This window comes from Actinomadura chokoriensis, from assembly GCF_039529475.1.
GTDB lineage: Bacteria > Actinomycetota > Actinomycetes > Streptosporangiales > Streptosporangiaceae > Spirillospora > Spirillospora bangladeshensis.
In genome coordinates, this window is the sequence record NZ_BAAAMW010000001.1 from 460,701 (window position 1) to 478,332 (window position 17,632).

24 protein-coding genes are annotated in these 17,632 nt (G+C 73.0%); 8 read left to right on the forward strand and 16 right to left on the reverse strand.

Annotated elements, in window-relative coordinates:
* Positions 1-92: 92 nt before the first annotated feature.
* The 3 genes from ABFX46_RS02210 to ABFX46_RS02220 all read left to right on the forward strand — a co-directional run bounded on the left by ABFX46_RS02210 (position 93) and on the right by ABFX46_RS02220 (position 2,985).
* Positions 93-1,082 carry an anti-sigma factor RsbA family regulatory protein gene (locus ABFX46_RS02210; RefSeq protein ID WP_346039641.1) on the forward strand — a complete coding sequence of 330 codons (990 nt, stop codon included), beginning with the start codon at positions 93-95 and terminating at the stop codon, positions 1,080-1,082.
* An 80-nt stretch (positions 1,083-1,162) separates the two neighbouring features.
* Complete coding sequence (locus ABFX46_RS02215) at positions 1,163-2,077, forward strand: MEDS domain-containing protein (RefSeq protein ID WP_346039642.1); 915 nt, start codon at positions 1,163-1,165, stop codon at positions 2,075-2,077.
* Positions 2,077-2,985: an anti-sigma factor RsbA family regulatory protein gene (locus ABFX46_RS02220; protein WP_346039643.1), complete on the forward strand. Its 909-nt coding sequence runs from the start codon at positions 2,077-2,079 to the stop codon at positions 2,983-2,985. The genes ABFX46_RS02215 and ABFX46_RS02220 overlap by 1 nt, the downstream gene beginning before the upstream one ends.
* Here the strand turns inward: ABFX46_RS02220 and ABFX46_RS02225 are convergent.
* From ABFX46_RS02225 to clpS, 14 genes are all read right to left on the reverse strand, one after another.
* A complete protein-coding gene (locus ABFX46_RS02225; protein ID WP_346039644.1) occupies positions 2,982-3,443 on the reverse strand; it encodes a hypothetical protein in 462 nt (153 codons plus the stop codon). The genes ABFX46_RS02220 and ABFX46_RS02225 overlap by 4 nt on opposite strands.
* Entirely contained in the window at positions 3,440-3,952 is a 513-nt protein-coding gene (locus ABFX46_RS02230; protein WP_346039645.1) for a SigE family RNA polymerase sigma factor, read from the reverse strand. Before ABFX46_RS02230 ends, ABFX46_RS02225 begins: the two co-directional genes overlap by 4 nt.
* 16 nt (positions 3,953-3,968) lie before the next feature.
* A complete protein-coding gene (locus ABFX46_RS02235; RefSeq protein WP_346039646.1) occupies positions 3,969-4,427 on the reverse strand; it encodes a hypothetical protein in 459 nt (152 codons plus the stop codon).
* A 103-nt stretch (positions 4,428-4,530) separates the two neighbouring features.
* Positions 4,531-5,148 (reverse strand): RdgB/HAM1 family non-canonical purine NTP pyrophosphatase, encoded by a 618-nt coding sequence (rdgB, locus tag ABFX46_RS02240; protein WP_346039647.1) that lies wholly within the window; start codon positions 5,146-5,148, stop codon positions 4,531-4,533.
* Positions 5,145-5,864, reverse strand: a complete 720-nt coding sequence (gene rph, locus ABFX46_RS02245) for a ribonuclease PH (RefSeq protein WP_346039648.1) — start codon at positions 5,862-5,864, stop codon at positions 5,145-5,147. The genes rdgB and rph overlap by 4 nt, the downstream gene beginning before the upstream one ends.
* A 20-nt stretch (positions 5,865-5,884) precedes the next feature.
* Positions 5,885-6,634 (reverse strand): MBL fold metallo-hydrolase, encoded by a 750-nt coding sequence (locus ABFX46_RS02250; protein ID WP_346039649.1) that lies wholly within the window; start codon positions 6,632-6,634, stop codon positions 5,885-5,887.
* A gap of 31 nt (positions 6,635-6,665) precedes the next feature.
* On the reverse strand, positions 6,666-7,535 hold the full coding sequence (gene murI / locus ABFX46_RS02255; protein ID WP_346039650.1) for a glutamate racemase: 870 nt from the start codon (positions 7,533-7,535) through the stop codon (positions 6,666-6,668).
* A gap of 146 nt (positions 7,536-7,681) precedes the next feature.
* Positions 7,682-8,479 carry a thioesterase family protein gene (locus tag ABFX46_RS02260; protein WP_346039651.1) on the reverse strand — a complete coding sequence of 266 codons (798 nt, stop codon included), beginning with the start codon at positions 8,477-8,479 and terminating at the stop codon, positions 7,682-7,684.
* A gap of 220 nt (positions 8,480-8,699) precedes the next feature.
* Positions 8,700-9,647, reverse strand: a complete 948-nt coding sequence (locus ABFX46_RS02265; RefSeq protein ID WP_163052402.1) for a PLP-dependent cysteine synthase family protein — start codon at positions 9,645-9,647, stop codon at positions 8,700-8,702.
* A 20-nt stretch (positions 9,648-9,667) separates the two neighbouring features.
* Entirely contained in the window at positions 9,668-9,940 is a 273-nt protein-coding gene (locus ABFX46_RS02270) for a MoaD/ThiS family protein (RefSeq protein WP_131939185.1), read from the reverse strand.
* A gap of 93 nt (positions 9,941-10,033) precedes the next feature.
* Positions 10,034-10,156 (reverse strand): hypothetical protein, encoded by a 123-nt coding sequence (locus ABFX46_RS02275; RefSeq protein WP_275406620.1) that lies wholly within the window; start codon positions 10,154-10,156, stop codon positions 10,034-10,036.
* A 43-nt stretch (positions 10,157-10,199) separates the two neighbouring features.
* Positions 10,200-10,619, reverse strand: a complete 420-nt coding sequence (locus ABFX46_RS02280) for a M67 family metallopeptidase (RefSeq protein ID WP_346039652.1) — start codon at positions 10,617-10,619, stop codon at positions 10,200-10,202.
* 10 nt (positions 10,620-10,629) lie between these two features.
* Positions 10,630-11,169 carry a DUF2017 domain-containing protein gene (locus ABFX46_RS02285; protein WP_346039653.1) on the reverse strand — a complete coding sequence of 180 codons (540 nt, stop codon included), beginning with the start codon at positions 11,167-11,169 and terminating at the stop codon, positions 10,630-10,632.
* Between the two features lie 4 nt (positions 11,170-11,173).
* Positions 11,174-11,470, reverse strand: coding sequence for an ATP-dependent Clp protease adapter ClpS (clpS, locus tag ABFX46_RS02290; protein WP_346039654.1), 297 nt, complete (start codon positions 11,468-11,470; stop codon positions 11,174-11,176).
* A 104-nt stretch (positions 11,471-11,574) separates the two neighbouring features.
* Here clpS and ABFX46_RS02295 point away from each other — a divergent pair, with 104 nt between their 5' ends.
* The 3 genes from ABFX46_RS02295 to ABFX46_RS02305 all read left to right on the forward strand — a co-directional run bounded on the left by ABFX46_RS02295 (position 11,575) and on the right by ABFX46_RS02305 (position 14,102).
* A complete protein-coding gene (locus tag ABFX46_RS02295) occupies positions 11,575-12,927 on the forward strand; it encodes a nicotinate phosphoribosyltransferase (RefSeq protein WP_346039655.1) in 1,353 nt (450 codons plus the stop codon).
* Positions 12,928-12,990: 63 nt separating this feature from the next.
* Entirely contained in the window at positions 12,991-13,572 is a 582-nt protein-coding gene (locus tag ABFX46_RS02300) for an isochorismatase family protein (RefSeq protein ID WP_346039656.1), read from the forward strand.
* Positions 13,573-13,574: 2 nt separating this feature from the next.
* Positions 13,575-14,102, forward strand: a complete 528-nt coding sequence (locus ABFX46_RS02305) for a gluconokinase (RefSeq protein WP_346039657.1) — start codon at positions 13,575-13,577, stop codon at positions 14,100-14,102.
* 66 nt (positions 14,103-14,168) lie between these two features.
* On the opposite strand, the gene ABFX46_RS02310 is transcribed toward ABFX46_RS02305, so the two are convergent.
* Positions 14,169-14,642: a hypothetical protein gene (locus tag ABFX46_RS02310; RefSeq protein ID WP_346039658.1), complete on the reverse strand. Its 474-nt coding sequence runs from the start codon at positions 14,640-14,642 to the stop codon at positions 14,169-14,171.
* 76 nt (positions 14,643-14,718) lie between these two features.
* Between ABFX46_RS02310 and ABFX46_RS02315 the strand changes: the two genes are divergently transcribed.
* Positions 14,719-15,315 (forward strand): hypothetical protein, encoded by a 597-nt coding sequence (locus ABFX46_RS02315; RefSeq protein WP_346039659.1) that lies wholly within the window; start codon positions 14,719-14,721, stop codon positions 15,313-15,315.
* Positions 15,316-15,433: 118 nt separating this feature from the next.
* On the opposite strand, the gene ABFX46_RS02320 is transcribed toward ABFX46_RS02315, so the two are convergent.
* Positions 15,434-16,786: a phenylacetate--CoA ligase family protein gene (locus ABFX46_RS02320; protein ID WP_346039660.1), complete on the reverse strand. Its 1,353-nt coding sequence runs from the start codon at positions 16,784-16,786 to the stop codon at positions 15,434-15,436.
* 70 nt (positions 16,787-16,856) lie between these two features.
* Between ABFX46_RS02320 and ABFX46_RS02325 the strand changes: the two genes are divergently transcribed.
* Positions 16,857-17,456, forward strand: coding sequence for a TetR/AcrR family transcriptional regulator (locus tag ABFX46_RS02325; protein ID WP_346039661.1), 600 nt, complete (start codon positions 16,857-16,859; stop codon positions 17,454-17,456).
* The last annotated feature ends 176 nt before the right edge of the window (positions 17,457-17,632 follow it).

Sequence of the window (17,632 nt, forward strand, 5' to 3'; positions counted from 1 at the left end):
CTCGGCAGGCCCCGGACCGGGGGCTAGGCTGGTCGGGTCCGTCCGGCACGCACAGTCGGTGACACCATGATCACACAATCGGCGGAGCCGTCGTGAGCGACGATTTCACGCATCGCGTGCTCCCCTACGACGGGGTGGAGGAGTTCCTCGGCGGCGCCGTGCCCTTCCTGCGGGAGGGCGTCGACACGGGCGACCGCGTCCTCGCCGTGTGCGGGTCCGCGCAGCGGATGCTGCTGCGCGACGCCCTCGGCCCGGCCGCCGGCGCGGTGCTGTTCCGCGACGCCGCCACCTGGTACCGCCACCCCTCCCGGACGCTCGCCGACTGCCTCGGCGACGCCGACGAGAGCAGCCGGCAGGGCCGCCGGCTGCGGCTGCTCGGCGAGCCGGCGTGGGCGTCGCGGTCGCCGCTGGAGGTCGTCGAGTGGGAGCGGGCCGAGGCGCTGCTGAACATCGCGATCCGCGGCACCGGCGCGGCCGTCCTGTGCCCGTACGCCGCCTCGCTGCCCGCGGGCGTCGTCGCGGCGGCCCGCAAGACCCACCCGGAGACCGTGCGCGGCACCCGCACCCTGCGCAACCCCGGCTTCATCGACCCGTGGACGTTCTGCGCCCGCTGCGACGCCGACCCGCTGCCCCCGCCGCCGTCCGGCGCCGACGCGCTGGAGCTCGACGCCCGGCCCGACCTGTACTGGCTGCGCGCCTGGGTCACCGACTGCGCGCGGCCGACGCCGCTGCCGGAGGAGGGTCGGCAGCGGCTGCTGGTCGCGGTCACCGAGGTCGTCACCAACGCGCTCCGGCACGGCGCGCCGCCGATCGTCCTGCGCATGTGGACGGACGACTCCGACCGCGAGCCGGCGCTGCTCTGCGAGGTCGCCGACGCGGGGCGCTGGCCGCCCGGCGCCGGATACGGGCTGCTCCCGCCGCGTCCCGCCGACACCTCGTCCGGCGGGAGGTTCGGGCTGTGGGCCGTGCGGCTGCTGTGCTCGACCGTCCAGATCCGCACCGGCGACGGGGGCACCGTCGTGCGGCTGCGGCTCACGCTCCCCCGACCAGCCGCAACGGACGGCGCGATAGACGGAGGGTGAGGAACTCCATGCGTTGGGCTTCCAAAACCGCTCCGGCGGCGTACGCTGAACAGATCCGCCCCGAACCCGATGGGCAGGCCATGGAGACACCCTGGTTCGCCAAGCGTCCCGTCAGCGACGTCCGGCCCGGAGATCACGGCTGGCTGGCCTACTCCGGCCCGGAGGAACGCGACCGGGTCATCGGGCCCTTCCTGCGCGAGGGCCTGCTGACCGGCGAGAAGGTCGTGTACGTCACCGACGTCCCGGCCGAGCGGCTGCCCGGCCTCGGGCCCGAGACCGGCGACGAGATCGACATCGCCGAGGCCGTCCGGGCGCGCGGGCTGCTGGTCGTCTCGCGGGACGCGTGCCGCGACCGCAGCGGCGCGTTCGTCCCGGCCATGATGCTCGACGCCATCGCGCGGGAGGTCGAGGAGGCGTTCGACCAGGGGTTCCGCGCGGTGCGCATCACCACCGACTACAGCCCGCTGCTGCGCGAGGCGGGCTCCGACCTCGGCCGGATGCTGGGCTGCGAGCACCAGGTCGGCGACACCGTCTCGCCGAGCACGATGGCGATGGCGATCTGCCAGATCGACCGGCGCGCGTGCCCGCCCGACCAGCTCGACGCCCTCCGCGACACACACGAGGTCCTCGTGGAAGTGAACCCCGAATTCGACGACGGCGTGCTGAAGATCGTGCGCACCTTCGAGCCGGCCGGGCTGCGGATCGAGGGGGAACTGGACGCCGCCCGGCACACGGTGCTCGCCGAGACGCTCATGCAGGTGGGCGCGCAGCGCGGCAGCGTCCACCTGGACCTGTCCCGGCTCGGGTTCATCGACCTCGGCGGGCTGAACCTGCTGGCCCGGCACGCCGTCCGGCTGCCCGCCGACGGATCGCTCGTCCTCGACCACCTCAGGCCGAACGTGGAGAACCTCATCTCGACGGTCGGCTGGCACCGGCTCCCGGGCATCGCCCGCGGTGCCGGACGAGGGCTCCCGGAGACGGAGGACTTCGCCTGATGACGCTGGAGCACAAGGCGTTCCTGTACGACGGCACCGACGACTTCCTGTCGGTGACGGTGCCCTTCCTGAAATCCGGGCTGGAGCGCGGCCAGACCGTCATCGCGGTGGCGCGCGAATCCGGCCTGACCGCACTGCGCGACACGGTCGGCGGCGAGGACGTCTCCTACATCGACTCGGCGGCCTTCTACCGGCATCCCGTCCGCACCCTGCGCGACTACCAGGCCATCGTGAAGCGGAGCGGCCCGCGCGGCGTGTGCGCGCTCGCCGAACCGGTCTGGGACGGCTGGGACGAGCGGCAGACCCTGGAGTGGATCCGGTACGAGTCGCTCATCAACGTGGTGTTCGGCGAGACCGAGGCCCGCGCGCTGTGCCCCTACGACGCGGCGCTGCCGCCCCGCATCCTCGCCGAGGCCCGGCGCACCCACCCGCTGCTGCTGGCCCCCGGCCACGACGGCGAGAACGCCGAGTACATCGACCCGGAGACCTTCGGGTCGAGCTTCGACCGGGGGCTGCGCTTCGACCGCCCGCACGACGCCGAGTACCTGGCCATCGACGGCGCCGACCTGCACGCCCTGCGCTCGTTCGTCGCCGAGCGGGCGGGCCGGCACGGTTTCGCCGGGCAGTCCGCGCAGAACCTCGTCACCGCCGTCAACGAGGTCGCCGCGAACGCGCTGCAGCACGGCACCCCGCCGATCGGCCTGTGGACGTGGCGGCACGGCCCCGACCTCGTCTGCGAGATCGCCGACCACGGGTTCTGGCGGCCCGGCCCGCTGACCGGCTTCATCCCGCCCGACTCCGCCCTCCAGCGCGGGTTCGGGCTGTGGACCGTCCGCCTCCTGGTCGACCTGATGGAACTGCGCGCGGGCTGGGACGGCACGTACGTCCGCCTGCACAAGCGCCGCTAGCCCGGGCCGCCGGGTCCCGCCGTCGCGGTCGCCGTCGCCGTCGACGGGGCCGGTGTGGCGGTGGGCGCGACGGCATGCGCGGGCACGGGTCTCCGGGGCGGCCTGTCCGCCGTGCTCGGGCTGGGGCTCGGTGTCGCCGTCGGCGGCGCGGAGGGCTGCGCGGACGGTTCCGCGGACGGCGTCGGCGCCGGCGCGGGTGTGGCGGGCGGCGCCAGGGGGCGGGGCGGCTCCGGGCGGTGCGCGCCCGGCCAGAACAGGACGGCGGCCGCCACCAGCACGGCGGCGGTGACGGCGGCGGCCAGCGCGGGGAACGTCCAGCGGCGCAGCACGCTCGTCCGGGCGGACGCGGCGGCCCGCCCCGCGTCCTGGAACCGGCGGACGGTGCCGGCGTCCGCGTGGATCTCGTCGGCGGCGGCGCGGTAGTGGTCGCGCAGCAGGGCGTCCAGGTCCTCGTTCACGCGCGCCCCTCCTTCATGTGCTCCCGCAGCGCGGCCATGGCCCGCGCGGTGTGGCTCTTCACCGTCCCCCGGGAGATCCCGAGCGTCTCGGCGATCTCGTGCTCGCTCAGGTCGCACCAGTAGCGCAGCACGACGACGGCGCGCTGCTTCGCCGGGAGGGCGCGCAGCACCTCGTCGAGGTCGCCCCCGGCGGCCCCGGGCGCCGGGGGCGCGCCCGCGAGCCGCTCCAGGTCGGCGACGGACCCGGCCGGGGTGTCGCGGCGCCGCGCCCGGCGCCTGCTCTCGTCGATGGCGAGGTTGACCAGGACGCGGCGCGTGTACGCCTCCGGGTCCCCGCCCGCGAGCCGTCCCCACCGCCGCGCGACCCGCTCGTAGGCGGTCTGGAGCAGGTCCTCGGCGAGGTGCCGGTCGTAGACGAGGAACACGGCGGTGCGCAGCAGCCGGCCCGCGGTGGCGGCCACGAACTCCTCGAACGTGGCCTCCGCCCCGCGGACCTCCTGGGCGCTCAACGTGGACAGACCGCACCTACCCGCCGTGCGAGGGCTTCGCCGGCGACGGGGTCGCGGCCGGCGGCACGGGCGACGGGGTCGCGGTCGGGGCCGAGGGCGACGGGGTCACGGTCGGCGGCACAGGCGACGGGGTCGCCGTCGGCGGCGGGGCCGACGGGGAGGGGACCGGCGGCGGCGTCACGGTCGGCGGCGGCGCCGACGGCGAGGGGACGGCGGCCGGGGACCCCTCGCAGGGCGGCGGCGACGGCACCGGCGACGGGGTGCCGGGGCGCGGCCGGAACGTCCCGCAGGTCGGCGACGGCACCGGCGAGGCCGGCTGCGCGGCGGCGGCCGCCTCGCGGGCGGCGACGGGCGCGGCGTTCGGGGACGAGCCGGAACCGGCGGCCAGCCAGATCCCGGCGGCGGCGAGGCCCGTCCCGCCGAGCCCGGCCAGCACGAGCAGCAGCCCGCGGCGGATGCGACGCTTGTCAGTCATGGTGCTCCTCGGGGGAGATGTCCTTACACCCCCGATAACCCCCGCCGGCCTCCGCCGGGTTGTCACGCCGCCGCGATTTCTTGCGGGAGACCCCGCGCGCGGGTCAGGCGCGGCCGGCGGCCAGCACGTCCGGGATGAGGGCGGCGAGGTCGCGGAACGCCTTGCCGCGGTGGCTGATCGCGTCCTTCTCGGCGGCGGACATCTCGGCGGTGGTGCGGGTCTCGCCGTCCGGGACGAAGATCGGGTCGTAGCCGAAGCCGCCCGTGCCGCGCGGCTCGCGGATCACCGTGCCGTGCATGCGCCCCTCGACGGCGCGCTCGGCGCCGTCCGGGGTGACGAGGACGGCCGCGCACACGAACGCGCCGGCGCGGCGGTCGTCGGCGACGTCGGAGATCTGGTCGAGCAGCAGCCGCAGGTTGGCGGCGTCGCGGTCGCCGGTGGCGGCGCCGAAGCGGCCCGACCAGCGGGCGGACAGCACGCCGGGCATGCCGTTCAGCGCGTCCACGCACAGGCCGGAGTCGTCGGCGACGGCGGGCAGGCCGGTGAACGCGGCGATCGCGCGGGCCTTCAGGAACGCGTTGCCGGCGAACGTCAGCTCGGTCTCGGCGACGTCGGGGGCGCCCGGGAACTCGTCCAGGCCGACGACGTCGAGGTCGCCGAGGATGCGGTGGAGTTCGGCGACCTTGCCCTGGTTGTGGGTGGCGAGGACGATCCGGCTCATCGGCCGAGGGCCTCCTTCTGGAGCCGCGTCAGGTCGGCGCAGCCGCCGGCGGCGAGGTCGAGCAGCGCGTCCAGCTCGGCGCGGTCGAAGGGGGCGCCCTCGGCGGTGCCCTGCACCTCGACGAACCGGCCGTCGCCGGTGCAGACGACGTTCATGTCGGTGCCGGCGGCGGAGTCCTCCTCGTAGCAGAGGTCGAGGCGGGCCTCGCCGTCCACGACGCCGACGCTGACGGCCGACACCGACGTGATCAGCGGGTCGCCCTTGAGGAGCTTGCGCTCGCGCATCCAGCTCACCGCGTCGGCGAGCGCCACGTACGCGCCGGTGATCGCGGCGGTGCGGGTGCCGCCGTCGGCCTGCAGCACGTCGCAGTCGAGCTGGACGGTGTTCTCCCCCAGCGCCTTCATGTCGAGGCACGCGCGGATCGACCGGCCGATCAGCCGGGAGATCTCGTGGGTGCGCCCGCCGACCCGGCCCTTGATCGACTCGCGGTCGTTGCGGGTGTTGGTGGCGCGCGGCAGCATCGCGTACTCGGCGGTGACCCAGCCGAGGCCGCTGTCGCGCCGCCAGCGGGGCACCGAGTCCTGGACGGAGGCGGCGCACAGCACGCGGGTCCGGCCGAACTCGACGAGCACCGAGCCCTCCGCGTGGTCGAGCCATCCGCGCTGGATCCGGACGGGGCGGAGCTGGTCTGAAGCGCGATCATCGGGGCGGGCCATGCGGACAACCCTAGCGGTCGCTAGAGGGTGTACCGGGCCCCCACGCGCGCCAGCTCGATTTCGCCGTCGTAGCCCGCCGCCTTGGCCTCCTTGAGCGACAGGTCCGCGTCGTTCCACGGCACCAGATGGGTGAGGACGAGCCCGCCGACCCCGGCGCGGGCGGCGTGCTCGGCGGCCTCCCGGGCGGTCAGGTGCAGCTCGGGCGGGTGGCCCGGACCGTCCAGGAAGGACGCCTCGCAGAGGAACAGGTCGGCGCCCGCGGCCAGCTCGACCAGCGCGTCGGACGGGCCGGTGTCGCCGGAGTAGGCGAGGGCCCTGCCGCCGTGCTCGATGCGGAACGCGTACGCCTCGACCGGGTGCGGCATCGGCGCGGTCGTCACCCGGAACGGCCCGATCTCGTAGGGGCCGCGGCGCAGGGGGTGGAAGTCGAACGTCTCCGTCATGCCCGGGTCGGGTTCGAGGTCGTAGGCGCGGGCGAGCCGGGCGGCGGTGTCGGCGGGGCCGTGCACCGGGATCCGCGGCGGCGCCCCGCCCGGCCGGTAGGTGCGCGCCACCCAGTACCCGCACATGTCCAGGCAGTGGTCGGCGTGCAGGTGCGAGATGCAGACGGCGTCGATCTCGTAGATGGAGCGGAACCGCTGCAGCGACCCGAGCGCCCCGTTGCCGAGGTCGAGGACGAGCGCGAATCCGTCCGCCTCGATCAGGTAGCTGGACGCGGGGCTGTCCGGCCCCGGGTAACTGCCGGAGCAGCCGATCACAGTGACCCGCACGCTCACTCCTCCTCTTAGAGTCCCCGAGGAATCAGGTGGTCAGTGCCTCGTCCGGCACGGCTTCGTCCGGCACGGCCCCGCCCGGCGTCGTCTCCACCGAACCGATCTCCGGTCCGAGGAAGCGGCGGCCGAGTTCGGCGAACACGACGGGGTCACCGGTCGCACGGAACCGGTGCCGCGGCCGGGGCGACGCCCCGGGGCGGGCCAGCCCCCGGTCGTGGAGCACTCGGTACACGTCCTTGGCGGTCTCGTCGGCGCTTGAGACCAGTGTGACCCCGTCTCCCACCACATACGAGATAACGCCCGTCAAAAGGGGGTAGTGCGTGCAGCCGAGGATGAGGGTGTCGCAGCCGGCGTCGACGATCGGCGCCATGTACTCGCGGGCGGCCTCCAGCAGCTCGCCGCCCATCGTGACGCCCGCCTCGACGAACTCGACGAAGCGCGGGCAGGCGGCGCTGACCAGCTCGATGTGCGGGGCGGCGGCGAACGCGTCGTCGTAGGCGCGGCTCGTCACGGTCGCCTGCGTGGCGATCAGCCCGACCTTCCCGTTGGACGTGGCGCGGGCCGCCCGCCGGGTCGCGGGGTTGATGACCTCGACGACCGGGACGTCGTAGCGCTCGCGGGCGTCCCGCAGCATCGCCGCGCTGGCGCTGTTGCAGGCGATCACGAGCATCTTCACGCCCTCGTCGACGAGCCGGTCGAGCATGTCGAGCGCGAAGGCGCGGACCTCGGCGATCGGGCGCGGCCCGTACGGCTGGCGGGCCGAGTCGCCGAGGTAGATGATCGGCTCGTTCGGCAGCTGGTCGAGGATGGCACGTGCCACCGTCAGCCCACCGAAACCGCTGTCGAAGATCCCGATGGGAGCGTCTGGGAGGCCGTCCCCCCGGGATGGATCTGACATGGTGCACAAGGCTAGGCGACACGGCCCCGCACAGGTGCGTCATGCGTCGGACATCACACCGTAACGCTCCGGAAAACCGTCCAGGTCAAGGGACGCGCGCATGATCCGGATGTCCGGTGCGGCGAAACGCCGGAGCGGTGGCCGGGTCAGGACCGGCCGCGGGGGACGCGGGCGATCTGCCGGCTCTGCGCGACCAGCCGGCCGGCGGTGTCCCACACCTCGACCTCCTCGTCGAACCAGCCGTCCGCGAGCAGCCGCCCGGTGCCGTGCACGGCGAGCCAGCCGGGCTCGGGGACGGCCCGCATGTGCCAGGTCAGCTCGACGGTCGGCGCCCAGCCCTGCGCGCCGAGGTTCAGCGCGACGGGCGGCAGCGCGTCCACGGCGAGGGCGAGGGAGTAGGCGTCGATCTCGTAGGCGTCGGCGTGCCGGAACCAGGCGCGGATCTCCGGGCTGCCGCTCGGCTGCCCGTCGAGCCAGCCCATCGTGGTGCGGTCGAAGCGCATGTCGACCGCGTCGGCGAAACCGCCGCCGCCGGTCGGCGGCCGGAAGTCGGTGCACTCCTCCAGCGGCGGGACGGGCACGGGCGGCGCCGCCCCGGCGTAGGCGGGCTCGGCGGCGGTGTCGAGGGTGCCGGTGGTGATCAGCGCGTCCACGGCGGTCCGGCCGTCCTGGACGAGGGACACCAGCGCCGAGGCGGCCGTGCGGCCCTCCTTGCGGGGCTCGACGACCACCTCGGCGGGGCCCGCCTTGGTGACGCGGTGGAAGTTGGTCGCGGTCGAGATCGGGTGCGCGTGCGGGGACGCGTCCACGGCGGCGCGGCCGAGCACGGCCATCACGTAGCCGCCGTTGATCGCCTCGCCGATCGCGTAGCCCGCGTCCAGGACGGCCTCGTACCGGCCCTCGCCGACCCGCCGCACGGCGGTCGCCTCGCCGAACCCGCTCATCCGCACACTCCCACGTCGCCCGGGCCGCGGCCGCCCCGGTTCTAGAATCACGTTCGAAAACGACTCTACCGTGCCGCCCCCACCACGCCACCGCCCCGCCCCGCTCCGTTGATCTGCGGCGTGTTGTTGTTATCCGGCCCGCCATAACAACAACACGCCGCAGATCAACGGGAGGCGGGGGTGGGGGCGGGGCGGGGGCGGGCTTCGGGGCGGGCCTCGGTCAGGCCCAGAGCTGGCCCTCCAGGCGGGCCTCGGCCTCCTCCAGCGTGCCGCCGTAGGCGCCGGTCGACAGGTACTTCCAGCCGCCGTCCGCGACGACGAACGCGATGTCGGCCCGCTCGCCGGCCTTCACCGCCTTCTTCGCCATGCCGATCGCCGCGTGCAGCGCGCCGCCCGTCGAGATGCCGGCGAAGATGCCCTCCTGCTCCAGCAGCTCGCGGGTGCGGCGCAGCGCGTCCCCGGAGGTGACGGAGAACCGCGTCGTCAGCACCGTGTCGTCGTACAGCTCGGGGATGAAGCCCTCGTCGATGTTGCGCAGCCCGTACACGAGGTCGCCGTACCGGGGCTCCGCCGCGACGATCTTCACGTCCGGCACCCGCTCGCGCAGGAACCGGCCGACGCCCATCAGCGTGCCCGTCGTGCCGAGGCCGGCGACGAAGTGCGTGACCGTCGGCAGGTCCTCCAAGATCTCCGGGCCGGTCGTCTCGTAGTGCGCGAGCGCGTTGGCCTCGTTCCCGTACTGGTAGAGCATCACCCAGTCGGGGTTCTCGGCCGCCAGCCCCTTCGCGACCCGGACGGCCTCGTTCGAGCCGCCCGCCGCCGGGGACGAGATGATCTCCGCGCCCCACATCTCCAGCAGCTGGCGGCGCTCGGCGGAGGTGTTCTCCGGCATCACGCACACCATCCGGTAGCCGCGCAGCTTGGCGACCATCGCGAGGGAGATGCCGGTGTTGCCGGACGTCGGCTCCAGGATCGTGCAGCCGGGCGTCAGCAGCCCGTCCTTCTCCGCCTTCTCGATCATGTAGAAGGCGGGGCGGTCCTTCACCGAGCCGGTGGGGTTGCGGTCCTCCAGCTTGGCCCAGATCCGGACGTCCTCGCTCGGCGACAGCCGCGGCAGGCCGACCAGCGGCGTGCGGCCGAGCGAGTCCAGTAGCGAGTCGAAGCGCATCGGTGCTCGTCCGGCCCGGCTCAGCCGCCGGCCACGGCGGGCAGGATGGTGACGTTGTCGCCGTCGGCGACCTGCGTCTCCAGCCCGCCGAGGAAGCGCACGTCCTCGTCGTTCAGGTAGACGTTGACGAACTTGCGCAGGCCCTTGTCGTCCACCAGCCGGTCGCGCAGGCCGGCGTGCCGGCTGTCCAGGTCGCTGAACAGCTCGTCCAGGGTGCCGCCCTTGCCCTCGACGGCCTTCGCGCCGTCGGTCAGGTTGCGCAGGATCGTCGGGATCCGGACCTCGATCGCCATCGCGGTGATCTCCTTCTACGTCGTACGGGGCTCCCCGCCCTCTCGCGTTGCAACCGGGCGGGCAGCGGGATGATTCCAGGCGTGATCAGCGCGTCAGCGACAGTCGTAGACGACCTCGGCGCGCGAGTGCCCGAACAGGAAGCTCTGCACGGGTGGCACGGCGGCGGACCCGGCACGCCACCGCGCGCCGCCCGTCTCATGCCCGCTCGTCCACATGTCGACCAGTTTACCGGCCGCGACCCCGCGATTCCGCTCCGCCTTACCCCTCGTAGGCGTCCACGACGGTGACCTCTTCTTCGGTCACTTCACCGTCCACGATCCGGAACGACCGGAACTCGGTCTCGTCGTCCTCGCGGGTCGACACGAGCACGTAGTGGGCGTTCGGCTCGGACGCGTACGAGATGTCCGTGCGGGACGGGTACGCCTCCGTGGCGGTGTGCGAGTGGTAGATCACCACCGGCTCCTCGTCCCGGTCGTCCATCTCCCGCCACACCTTCAGCTGCTCCTGGGAGTCGAACCGGTAGAAGGTCGGGGACCGCTCGGCGTTCTCCATCGCCACGTACCTGACGGGACGGTCCGAACCGATCGGACCGGCGATGATGCCGCACGCCTCGTCCGGGTGGTCGGCGCGCGCGTGCGCGATGATCTGGTCCACGAGGGCGCGCTCGATCGTCAGCATGGCCCCGAGCTTAAGGCAACGGCTCCCACAAGACCTGGACGAGGCCGTCCTGGAGCATCGTCAGCCACTCGTAGACGGTGAACAGGGTCGCGCGCGGGTCGAGCGGGTCCATCCGGTCGGCCTGGTCGTACCAGTCCTCGGTGATGTCGAGCCGGGTGCCGAGCGCCAGCCGCACGTCGTTCAGCGCGCGCAGCCAGCTCTGCGCCTGCTCGTCGTCCAGCACGACGTCGGCGCCCTCGTCGGTCAGCGCTCCCAGCACGGTCCCGGCGGCCTCGCGCTTGCCGTCCCGCAGCCCCATCTCGGTGTAGCGGCGGAACTCCCCGGCGGCCTCGCCGTCGTCGCGGTAGGCGTCCGGGAACAGCCGCGCGAGGACGGGGTCGTCCGGCTTCTCGGCGTTCTCCGCGATGCCCATCGCGGCCAGTTCGTCGTCGGCGGCGGGCGCGTCGCCGATCAGCGCGAGCAGCTGCTCCATCAGGGTGCGCAGCAGCGCCGCCTCGTCGGCCTCCAGCCGCACCCGGACGCCCTCGCGGGTCTTCTCCACCTCGGTCATCGGCTCAGTCGTCCCGTTTCACCGTCGCCCACAGCCCGTAGGAGTGCAGGATCTCCACGTCCCGCTCCATCTCCTCGCGGGTGCCGTTCGCCACGACCGCGCGGCCCTTGTGGTGGACGTCGAGCATCAGCTTCTCCGCCTTGGTCTTCGGGTAGCCGAACACGGCCTGGAACACGTAGGTGACGTACGACATCAGGTTGATCGGGTCGTTCCAGACGATCGCCAGCCAGGGCCGGGCGGCGCTCACGTCCTCCTCGGCGTCCGGCCGTTCGAGCTCCACCGGCGCGGGCGCCGTGCTCATGGCGCTCATTGCCCGGATCGCCCCCTCTCTGCGCGTTCTCGGTCCGCCCGCCGCACCCGATGCCACGCGCCGTTCCCCCGCCGGGTGCGCGGGCCCGCACCCCCATGGTGCCCACAGTCGGGCTTAAGGTGCCACTTGTGGACCTTGCTGACGGCACCGCCCTGCTCACCGACCAGTACGAGCTGACCATGCTGCAGGCCGCGCTCCGCAGCGGGACCGCCGACCGCCGCGCCGTCTTCGAGGTGTTCGCGCGCAGCCTGCCCGCCGGGCGGCGCTACGGCGTCGTCGCGGGCGTCGGGCGGCTGCTGGACGCGATCGAGGCGTTCCGGTTCGAGGCCGCCGAACTGGAGTTCCTCACCGCCGGCGGGATCGTGGACGAGCCGACCGCCCGGTGGCTGGAGAAGTACCGCTTCACCGGGAACGTGTGGGGCTACGCCGAGGGCGACTGCTACTTCCCGGACTCGCCGATCCTGGTGGTCGAGGGGACGTTCGGCGAGGCCGTCCTGCTGGAGACGCTGGCGCTGTCGATCCTGAACCACGACTGCGCGATCGCGTCCGCCGCGTCCCGGATGGTGCAGGCCGCGCAGGGCCGGCCGATCATCGAGATGGGGTCGCGGCGCACCCACGAGCGCGCCGCCGTCGCCGCCGCCCGCGCGTCCTACATCTCGGGGTTCACGACCACGTCCAACCTGGAGGCGGGCCGGCTGTACGGCGTCCCGACCGCCGGGACGAGCGCGCACTCCTTCACCCTGCTGCACGACAGCGAGCGGCACGCGTTCGAGGCGCAGCTCGCCTCGCTCGGCGACGGCACCACCCTCCTGGTCGACACCTACGACGTCGAGCGGGCCGTCCGGACGGCCGTGGAACTCGCCGGTCCCGCCCTCGGCGCCGTGCGGATCGACAGCGGCGACCTCGGCGTGATGGCCCGCCGCGTCCGCGAGCAGCTCGACTCGCTCGGCGCGCACGGCACCCGCATCGTGGTGACCGGCGACCTGGACGAGTACGGCATCGCCGCGCTCGCCGCCGCCCCCGTGGACGGCTACGGCGTCGGGACGTCCCTCGTCACCGGTTCGGGCGCGCCGACCGCGTCCCTCGTCTACAAGCTCGTCGCCCGCTCCGACGGCCCGGACGACGCCGCCCCCATGCGCCCGGTCGCGAAGCGCTCCACGGGCAAGCCGAGCCGGGGCGGGCGCAAGACGGCCGTCCGCCGCATCGACGGCCACGGCGTCGCCTACGCCGAGACGGTCTCCACCGGCCCGGCGGCGCACGGGCCCCGCGACCGCGTCCTGCAGGTGCCGCTCGTCCGCGACGGCGAGATCGTCGGGCGCGAGTCGCTCCAGGACGCCAGGGACCGGCACGCCCGCTCGATCTCGGAGCTGCCGGCGACGGCGCTCCAGCTGTCCAAGGGCGAGCCCGCCGTCCCCACCGAATCCGTCAACGGCGGGCCCCGCCCATAACGCCGTATCCACGCGGGCCTGGGGTACGGTCGGTTGCGGGGCAACCGGTAACAGGGAGCGGTCATGGGCAAGAAGGCTCTGATCATCGTTGACGTGCAGAACGACTTCTGCGAGGGGGGCTCGCTGGCCGTGGCCGGCGGCGCCGGCGTGGCCGCCGGCATCTCCGAGCACGTGGCCGGGCGCGCCGCCGACTACGCGCACATCGTCGCGACGCGCGACTTCCATCTCGATCCCGGCGCCCACTTCTCCGCCGAACCCGACTTCGTCGACTCCTGGCCGCCGCACTGCGTGATCGGCACCCCCGGCGCCGACTTCCACCCGAACCTGGCGCTCGCCCCCATCGAGGCGGTGTTCAGCAAGGGCCGCGAGACGGCCGCCTACAGCGGTTTCGAGGGCTTCTCCGACGACGAGACGCCGCTGTCGGACTGGCTGAGCGCCCGCGGCGTCGACACCGTCGACATCGTCGGCATCGCGACCGACCACTGCGTCCGGGCCACCGCGGTCGACGCATCCCGCGCGGGCCTGCGCACCACCGTGCTGCTCGACCTCACCGCCGGCGTCGGCAAGACCACCGTCGACCGCGCGCTGGACGAGCTGCGGGCGGAGGGCGTCACGCTGTCCGGCGCCCCGGTGGTGAGCGCCTGACCATGCCGACCTCACCCCCCAAGGTCATCCTGGTCGCCGGCGTGTCCGGCAGCGGCAAGACCACCATCGGCACCCTGCTCGCCGAACGCCTCGGCTGGGACTACGCCGAGGCCGACGCCTTCCACTCCGAGGCCAACATCGCGAAGATGCGGGCGGGCCACCCCCTCACCGACGACGACCGCCTCCCCTGGCTCCGCTCCATCGCCGCCTGGATCACCGAGCGCCTCGCCGCCGACCGTCCCGGCGTCGTCACGTGCTCCGCGCTGAAGCGCAAGTACCGCGACCTGCTGGCCGGCGGGAACCCGGACGTGGCCATGGTGCTCCTGGACGGCGACCGCGACCTCATCGCGGGCCGCATGAAGGCCCGCAAGGGCCACTTCTTCAAGGCGGAGCTCCTGGACACCCAGTTCGCCGACCTGGAACTCCCGTCCCCTGACGAGGACGTCCTCTTGGCCCCCATCACGGGCACCCCGGAGGAGACGGTCGCACACATCATCAAGGCCCTGAGCCTGACTCCCGCCGTCCGCTGACCGGACGGCGTGCGGCGGACGTACCGGCCACCGGGGAACGACAGAGCGCGGCGCTCCCGGCGCTTTTCACCTACCTGGACGCCACCGGAACCAGTAATTCGGCCCCTCGACCGCATAGGGTCCTGCTCCGCAGTACCGCACCTCGCCCGCGAGTCGCCTCGTGTCGTCCGGCGCCTGCCGGTGCCGCGCCAGGAGCAACTCCAGCTCGTCGTAGCGGGCGTCGACCCCGCCCGAGGTCGGATTGGTCTCCATTTTCGCCGCTCCCGCGTCATGGCGCTCGTACCACCGGGCGAAGATCCGCCACTGCTCGCGCTCCAACTCGAGCGCCGCACTGCTCGCGGGCCAGACCTTGAACTCCTCATCGGGGCGGTCGTCGTGGTCATCGTTGTAGTCGTCGTAATCGTCGTAGCGCTCGAAGTAGTGGGGCTCGCCACCGACATCGGCGATACCGGCGCGCGGTCCGTCGTACCAATCCAGCTCGGTGTACGCACGCTCGAAGCCGTCCGCGATGAGCTGCGCTTCGTCCCAGGTTTCCGCCACATGTGCACGGTACCTACCGGGCAACCGTCACGTAATGGCGTTGCCGCTGCTTCCCGGACGGGGCCATGATCGCGCCATGGAACTCGACTGGTGGTATTTCCGCCGCCTGTACGAAGGGCTGCACGACCACCATGACGACGCGGGACGTTGGGGCTATCTGGCCGGTCAGCGCCGGACGGCGGCAGCCCACCTCGCCGATCTGGCGCCCCTGCGCAGGCGGGAGCGGATACCCGCCGGCGGGTACTCGGGAGATGACGAACAACTGTGGGGCATCATGAAGCTGTACGCGCTGGAGCGTGACGGGCGCGCCGCGTACACGACTTTCTTCACCGACATCGGGCTGACGCCATTCGAGCACGCCGGGGCGTTCTCTCCCTTCCGCCGCGAGCCGCGTTCGACCAGTGACCTGTCGGACGGCTGGGGTTCCAACTCGCAATGGCGCACGAAGTTCCCCCGCTTCTACTCAGACGAAGACGGCCTGCACCTCAATTGGGACGGCGAAGTGGACATCGGCGAAGACCCTCCAGCCGACCCTGCCGACCGCCTCACCTCCCCCGATCCCCTTGACGAGCGCCGCGAACTGCTGCTGTACCGGTGTTTCGTCCGCACCGCGCTACCGCACGACGAAGACGACCGATTCCCCTTCGGCGACCGACTCAGCCTGAATTCCTAGACTGCGAACGGGGCTATCGAAAACGAACCACTGGTCGAATCCGAAGAAGCCGTCGGTGGCGACAAGGTCACGGCATCGGGTGATTCCCGGCACCGGCGGGTTTGCCGGACGGGAGCGGTCAGCGGGTGTTGTTCTTGATGAGCTTGAACTTGGCCGCGTGGCCGCCTTCGCGGGGGATTTCCGGGACGGGGACGATGGTGATCGGCGGCGGTGTCGCGCCGGCTTTCCGAAGTTCGCGGGCGAGTGCGGTGCGCACGCGGGCGGGTGTGTCCGGCGGGGAACTGGTGCGGAGCACGATTCGTCCGGTCAGTTCTTCGCCGTCATAGGTGACCTGGAACTGCTTCACCTCGGGGAACGTGGTGAACGGTGCCCGTAGCAGTACTGGCTGGATGGCTACTTTGCCACCGCTGGGAGTCGGCAGGGCGATGATGTCGTCGTTGCGGCCTTCGATGGACGAGAGGACGCGGAAGGGCTGCCCGGCGGGGCCCGATGACCAGGTGACCATGTCGGTCAGTTCGTAGCGGATGAGCGGCTGGACGTGGTTGACGAGGTTCGTGATCAGCACCTTGTGCCCCGGGACGCCGGGGGCGACGGGTCTGTTCTCGGCGTCGACCACTTCCAGCAGGAGCAGGTCCTCCCATAAACGCATGTCCGCCTGCCCTGTGAGCGTCGACGCGATCAGGGGCGCCTCCCCCGCGAGGTAGGCCTGGTGCGGTTCGATGCCCCAGGCTTCGCGGATGCGGCGGCGCATGTCGTCGGTGAGGACTTCGGCGCCGACGGCGACGACGGCCGGGGCGATGCGCAGCCGTCCGGCGAGCTGCTCTTCGGCCAGGAGCGCGGCGGTGCTCGGGAAGGTGGAGATCGCGTCGGGGTGGTAGTCGTTGAGGGCGGCCACCATTGCGGACATCGGCGTGGCGACGCTGAGGTCGGGGGCGGCCCCGGCCTGTCCCGCCGCCGCGTCCGAGAGCATCTGCCGGGACAGGTGGGCGGGGCTCGGCGCGCCGATGCCGACCGCGCGCATGGCGGGCGTGATCCCCATGCCGGCCAGCATGCGCAGGTGGGAGGCGGTCCAGACGGCGAACTCCGCGTCGGAGTAGACGATGACGCCGGGCCGGCCGGTGCTTCCGGACGTGGCGAACGCGCGGTGCCCCCCGGCGAGCCGGGAGCCGGCGGGGTCCGCCCCCGCAGAGCCCCGCCGGACCCGGACGTCCGTGACGATCTCGTCGAAGTGCTCCATCAGGGTCGCCTTGGGCAATGTGGGGAGGTCCCGCAGTCGCACGCCGCTGACGCGCGCGGCGGCGGGGCCGAGCAAGCCGCGGTAGTAGGGCGACCTCGCCGCCGCGTGCCGCACCAGCCCGTCGAGGCGTTCGCGCTGGTGAGCGGCCAGCCGCCCGGACGTCCAGTGGGCGCGCTCCATCAGCCTGCCGGCGATCTCGCGGACGGCCGCGCCGCTGGTCGAGGAACTGGGCATGGTCGGTTCGCATCCCTGATCGGCGTCCACACACCCCTGTATGGTTCGTACCATACAGTAGTGTATGGACATGTCAAGGGCACGGCTCGCACCTCAGGACTGGACGGACGCGGCGCTGCGCGCACTGGTCGAGGGCGGTGTGGGGGCCGTCCGGGTGGACGCGCTCGCCCGCGGCCTCGGCGTGACCCGCGGCAGCTTCTACTGGCACTTCACCGACCGGGACGCCCTGCTCAAGGCGGCGCTCGAGCAGTGGGAGCGGGAGGCCACGGCGGGGGTCATCGAGGAACTGGACGGCATCGGCGACCCGGCCGAGCGGCTCGAACGGCTGATCCGGGGCGCGTTCGACAACGAGGCCGTGCCCGGCTTGCAGCCCGCGTTGATGGCGCACGCCGACCATCCGGTGGTCATGCCGGTCCTGCACCGGGTCACGGCGCAGCGCATCGGCTACATCGCCGCGCTCTACCGGGAACTGGGCCTGCCCCCGGCGGCCGCGCGGCGCCGTGCGGTGATCGCCTACACGACCTACCTCGGCTGGCTCGATCTCCGGCGTGGCCCGGCCGACACCGTTCCCGAGGTCATGCCCGCCGGGGAGGCCGCAGCGATCATCGACGACATCGTCACGATGCTCCTGGCCGACCTCCCGGGGCCCGGGGCGGAACGGCCGCAGTGATCGGCGCGGCGGGCGCCGAACCCTGATAGGGCCCGCCATGCAGCGCCCGCTCGACCGCACGAACCACGACCGGAGCCGGATCGGCGAGCATGCCGACGATCTGGATCCTGCCCCTCGTGTCGCCCCGGCTCAACAGCCGTTCCAGGACGTCAACACGCCGTTCGCGGACGGCTTCG

What these genes read in the sequence shown, in the direction of transcription:
- ABFX46_RS02215 (WP_346039642.1), top strand. Translation starts at nt 1,163, where the DNA reads ATGGAGACACCCTGGTTCGCCAAGCGTCCCGTCAGCGACGTCCGGCCC.
- ABFX46_RS02220 (WP_346039643.1), top strand. Translation starts at nt 2,077, where the DNA reads ATGACGCTGGAGCACAAGGCGTTCCTGTACGACGGCACCGACGACTTC.
- ABFX46_RS02235 (WP_346039646.1), bottom strand. Translation starts at nt 4,427, where the DNA reads ATGACTGACAAGCGTCGCATCCGCCGCGGGCTGCTGCTCGTGCTGGCC.
- rdgB (WP_346039647.1), bottom strand. Translation starts at nt 5,148, where the DNA reads ATGAGCCGGATCGTCCTCGCCACCCACAACCAGGGCAAGGTCGCCGAA.
- rph (WP_346039648.1), bottom strand. Translation starts at nt 5,864, where the DNA reads ATGGCCCGCCCCGATGATCGCGCTTCAGACCAGCTCCGCCCCGTCCGG.
- murI (WP_346039650.1), bottom strand. Translation starts at nt 7,535, where the DNA reads ATGTCAGATCCATCCCGGGGGGACGGCCTCCCAGACGCTCCCATCGGG.
- ABFX46_RS02260 (WP_346039651.1), bottom strand. Translation starts at nt 8,479, where the DNA reads ATGAGCGGGTTCGGCGAGGCGACCGCCGTGCGGCGGGTCGGCGAGGGC.
- ABFX46_RS02265 (WP_163052402.1), bottom strand. Translation starts at nt 9,647, where the DNA reads ATGCGCTTCGACTCGCTACTGGACTCGCTCGGCCGCACGCCGCTGGTC.
- ABFX46_RS02270 (WP_131939185.1), bottom strand. Translation starts at nt 9,940, where the DNA reads ATGGCGATCGAGGTCCGGATCCCGACGATCCTGCGCAACCTGACCGAC.
- ABFX46_RS02275 (WP_275406620.1), bottom strand. Translation starts at nt 10,156, where the DNA reads ATGTGGACGAGCGGGCATGAGACGGGCGGCGCGCGGTGGCGTGCCGGG.
- ABFX46_RS02280 (WP_346039652.1), bottom strand. Translation starts at nt 10,619, where the DNA reads ATGCTGACGATCGAGCGCGCCCTCGTGGACCAGATCATCGCGCACGCG.
- ABFX46_RS02285 (WP_346039653.1), bottom strand. Translation starts at nt 11,169, where the DNA reads ATGACCGAGGTGGAGAAGACCCGCGAGGGCGTCCGGGTGCGGCTGGAG.
- clpS (WP_346039654.1), bottom strand. Translation starts at nt 11,470, where the DNA reads ATGAGCACGGCGCCCGCGCCGGTGGAGCTCGAACGGCCGGACGCCGAG.
- ABFX46_RS02295 (WP_346039655.1), top strand. Translation starts at nt 11,575, where the DNA reads ATGGTGCCCACAGTCGGGCTTAAGGTGCCACTTGTGGACCTTGCTGAC.
- ABFX46_RS02300 (WP_346039656.1), top strand. Translation starts at nt 12,991, where the DNA reads ATGGGCAAGAAGGCTCTGATCATCGTTGACGTGCAGAACGACTTCTGC.
- ABFX46_RS02305 (WP_346039657.1), top strand. Translation starts at nt 13,575, where the DNA reads ATGCCGACCTCACCCCCCAAGGTCATCCTGGTCGCCGGCGTGTCCGGC.
- ABFX46_RS02315 (WP_346039659.1), top strand. Translation starts at nt 14,719, where the DNA reads ATGGAACTCGACTGGTGGTATTTCCGCCGCCTGTACGAAGGGCTGCAC.
- ABFX46_RS02320 (WP_346039660.1), bottom strand. Translation starts at nt 16,786, where the DNA reads ATGCCCAGTTCCTCGACCAGCGGCGCGGCCGTCCGCGAGATCGCCGGC.
- ABFX46_RS02325 (WP_346039661.1), top strand. Translation starts at nt 16,857, where the DNA reads ATGTCAAGGGCACGGCTCGCACCTCAGGACTGGACGGACGCGGCGCTG.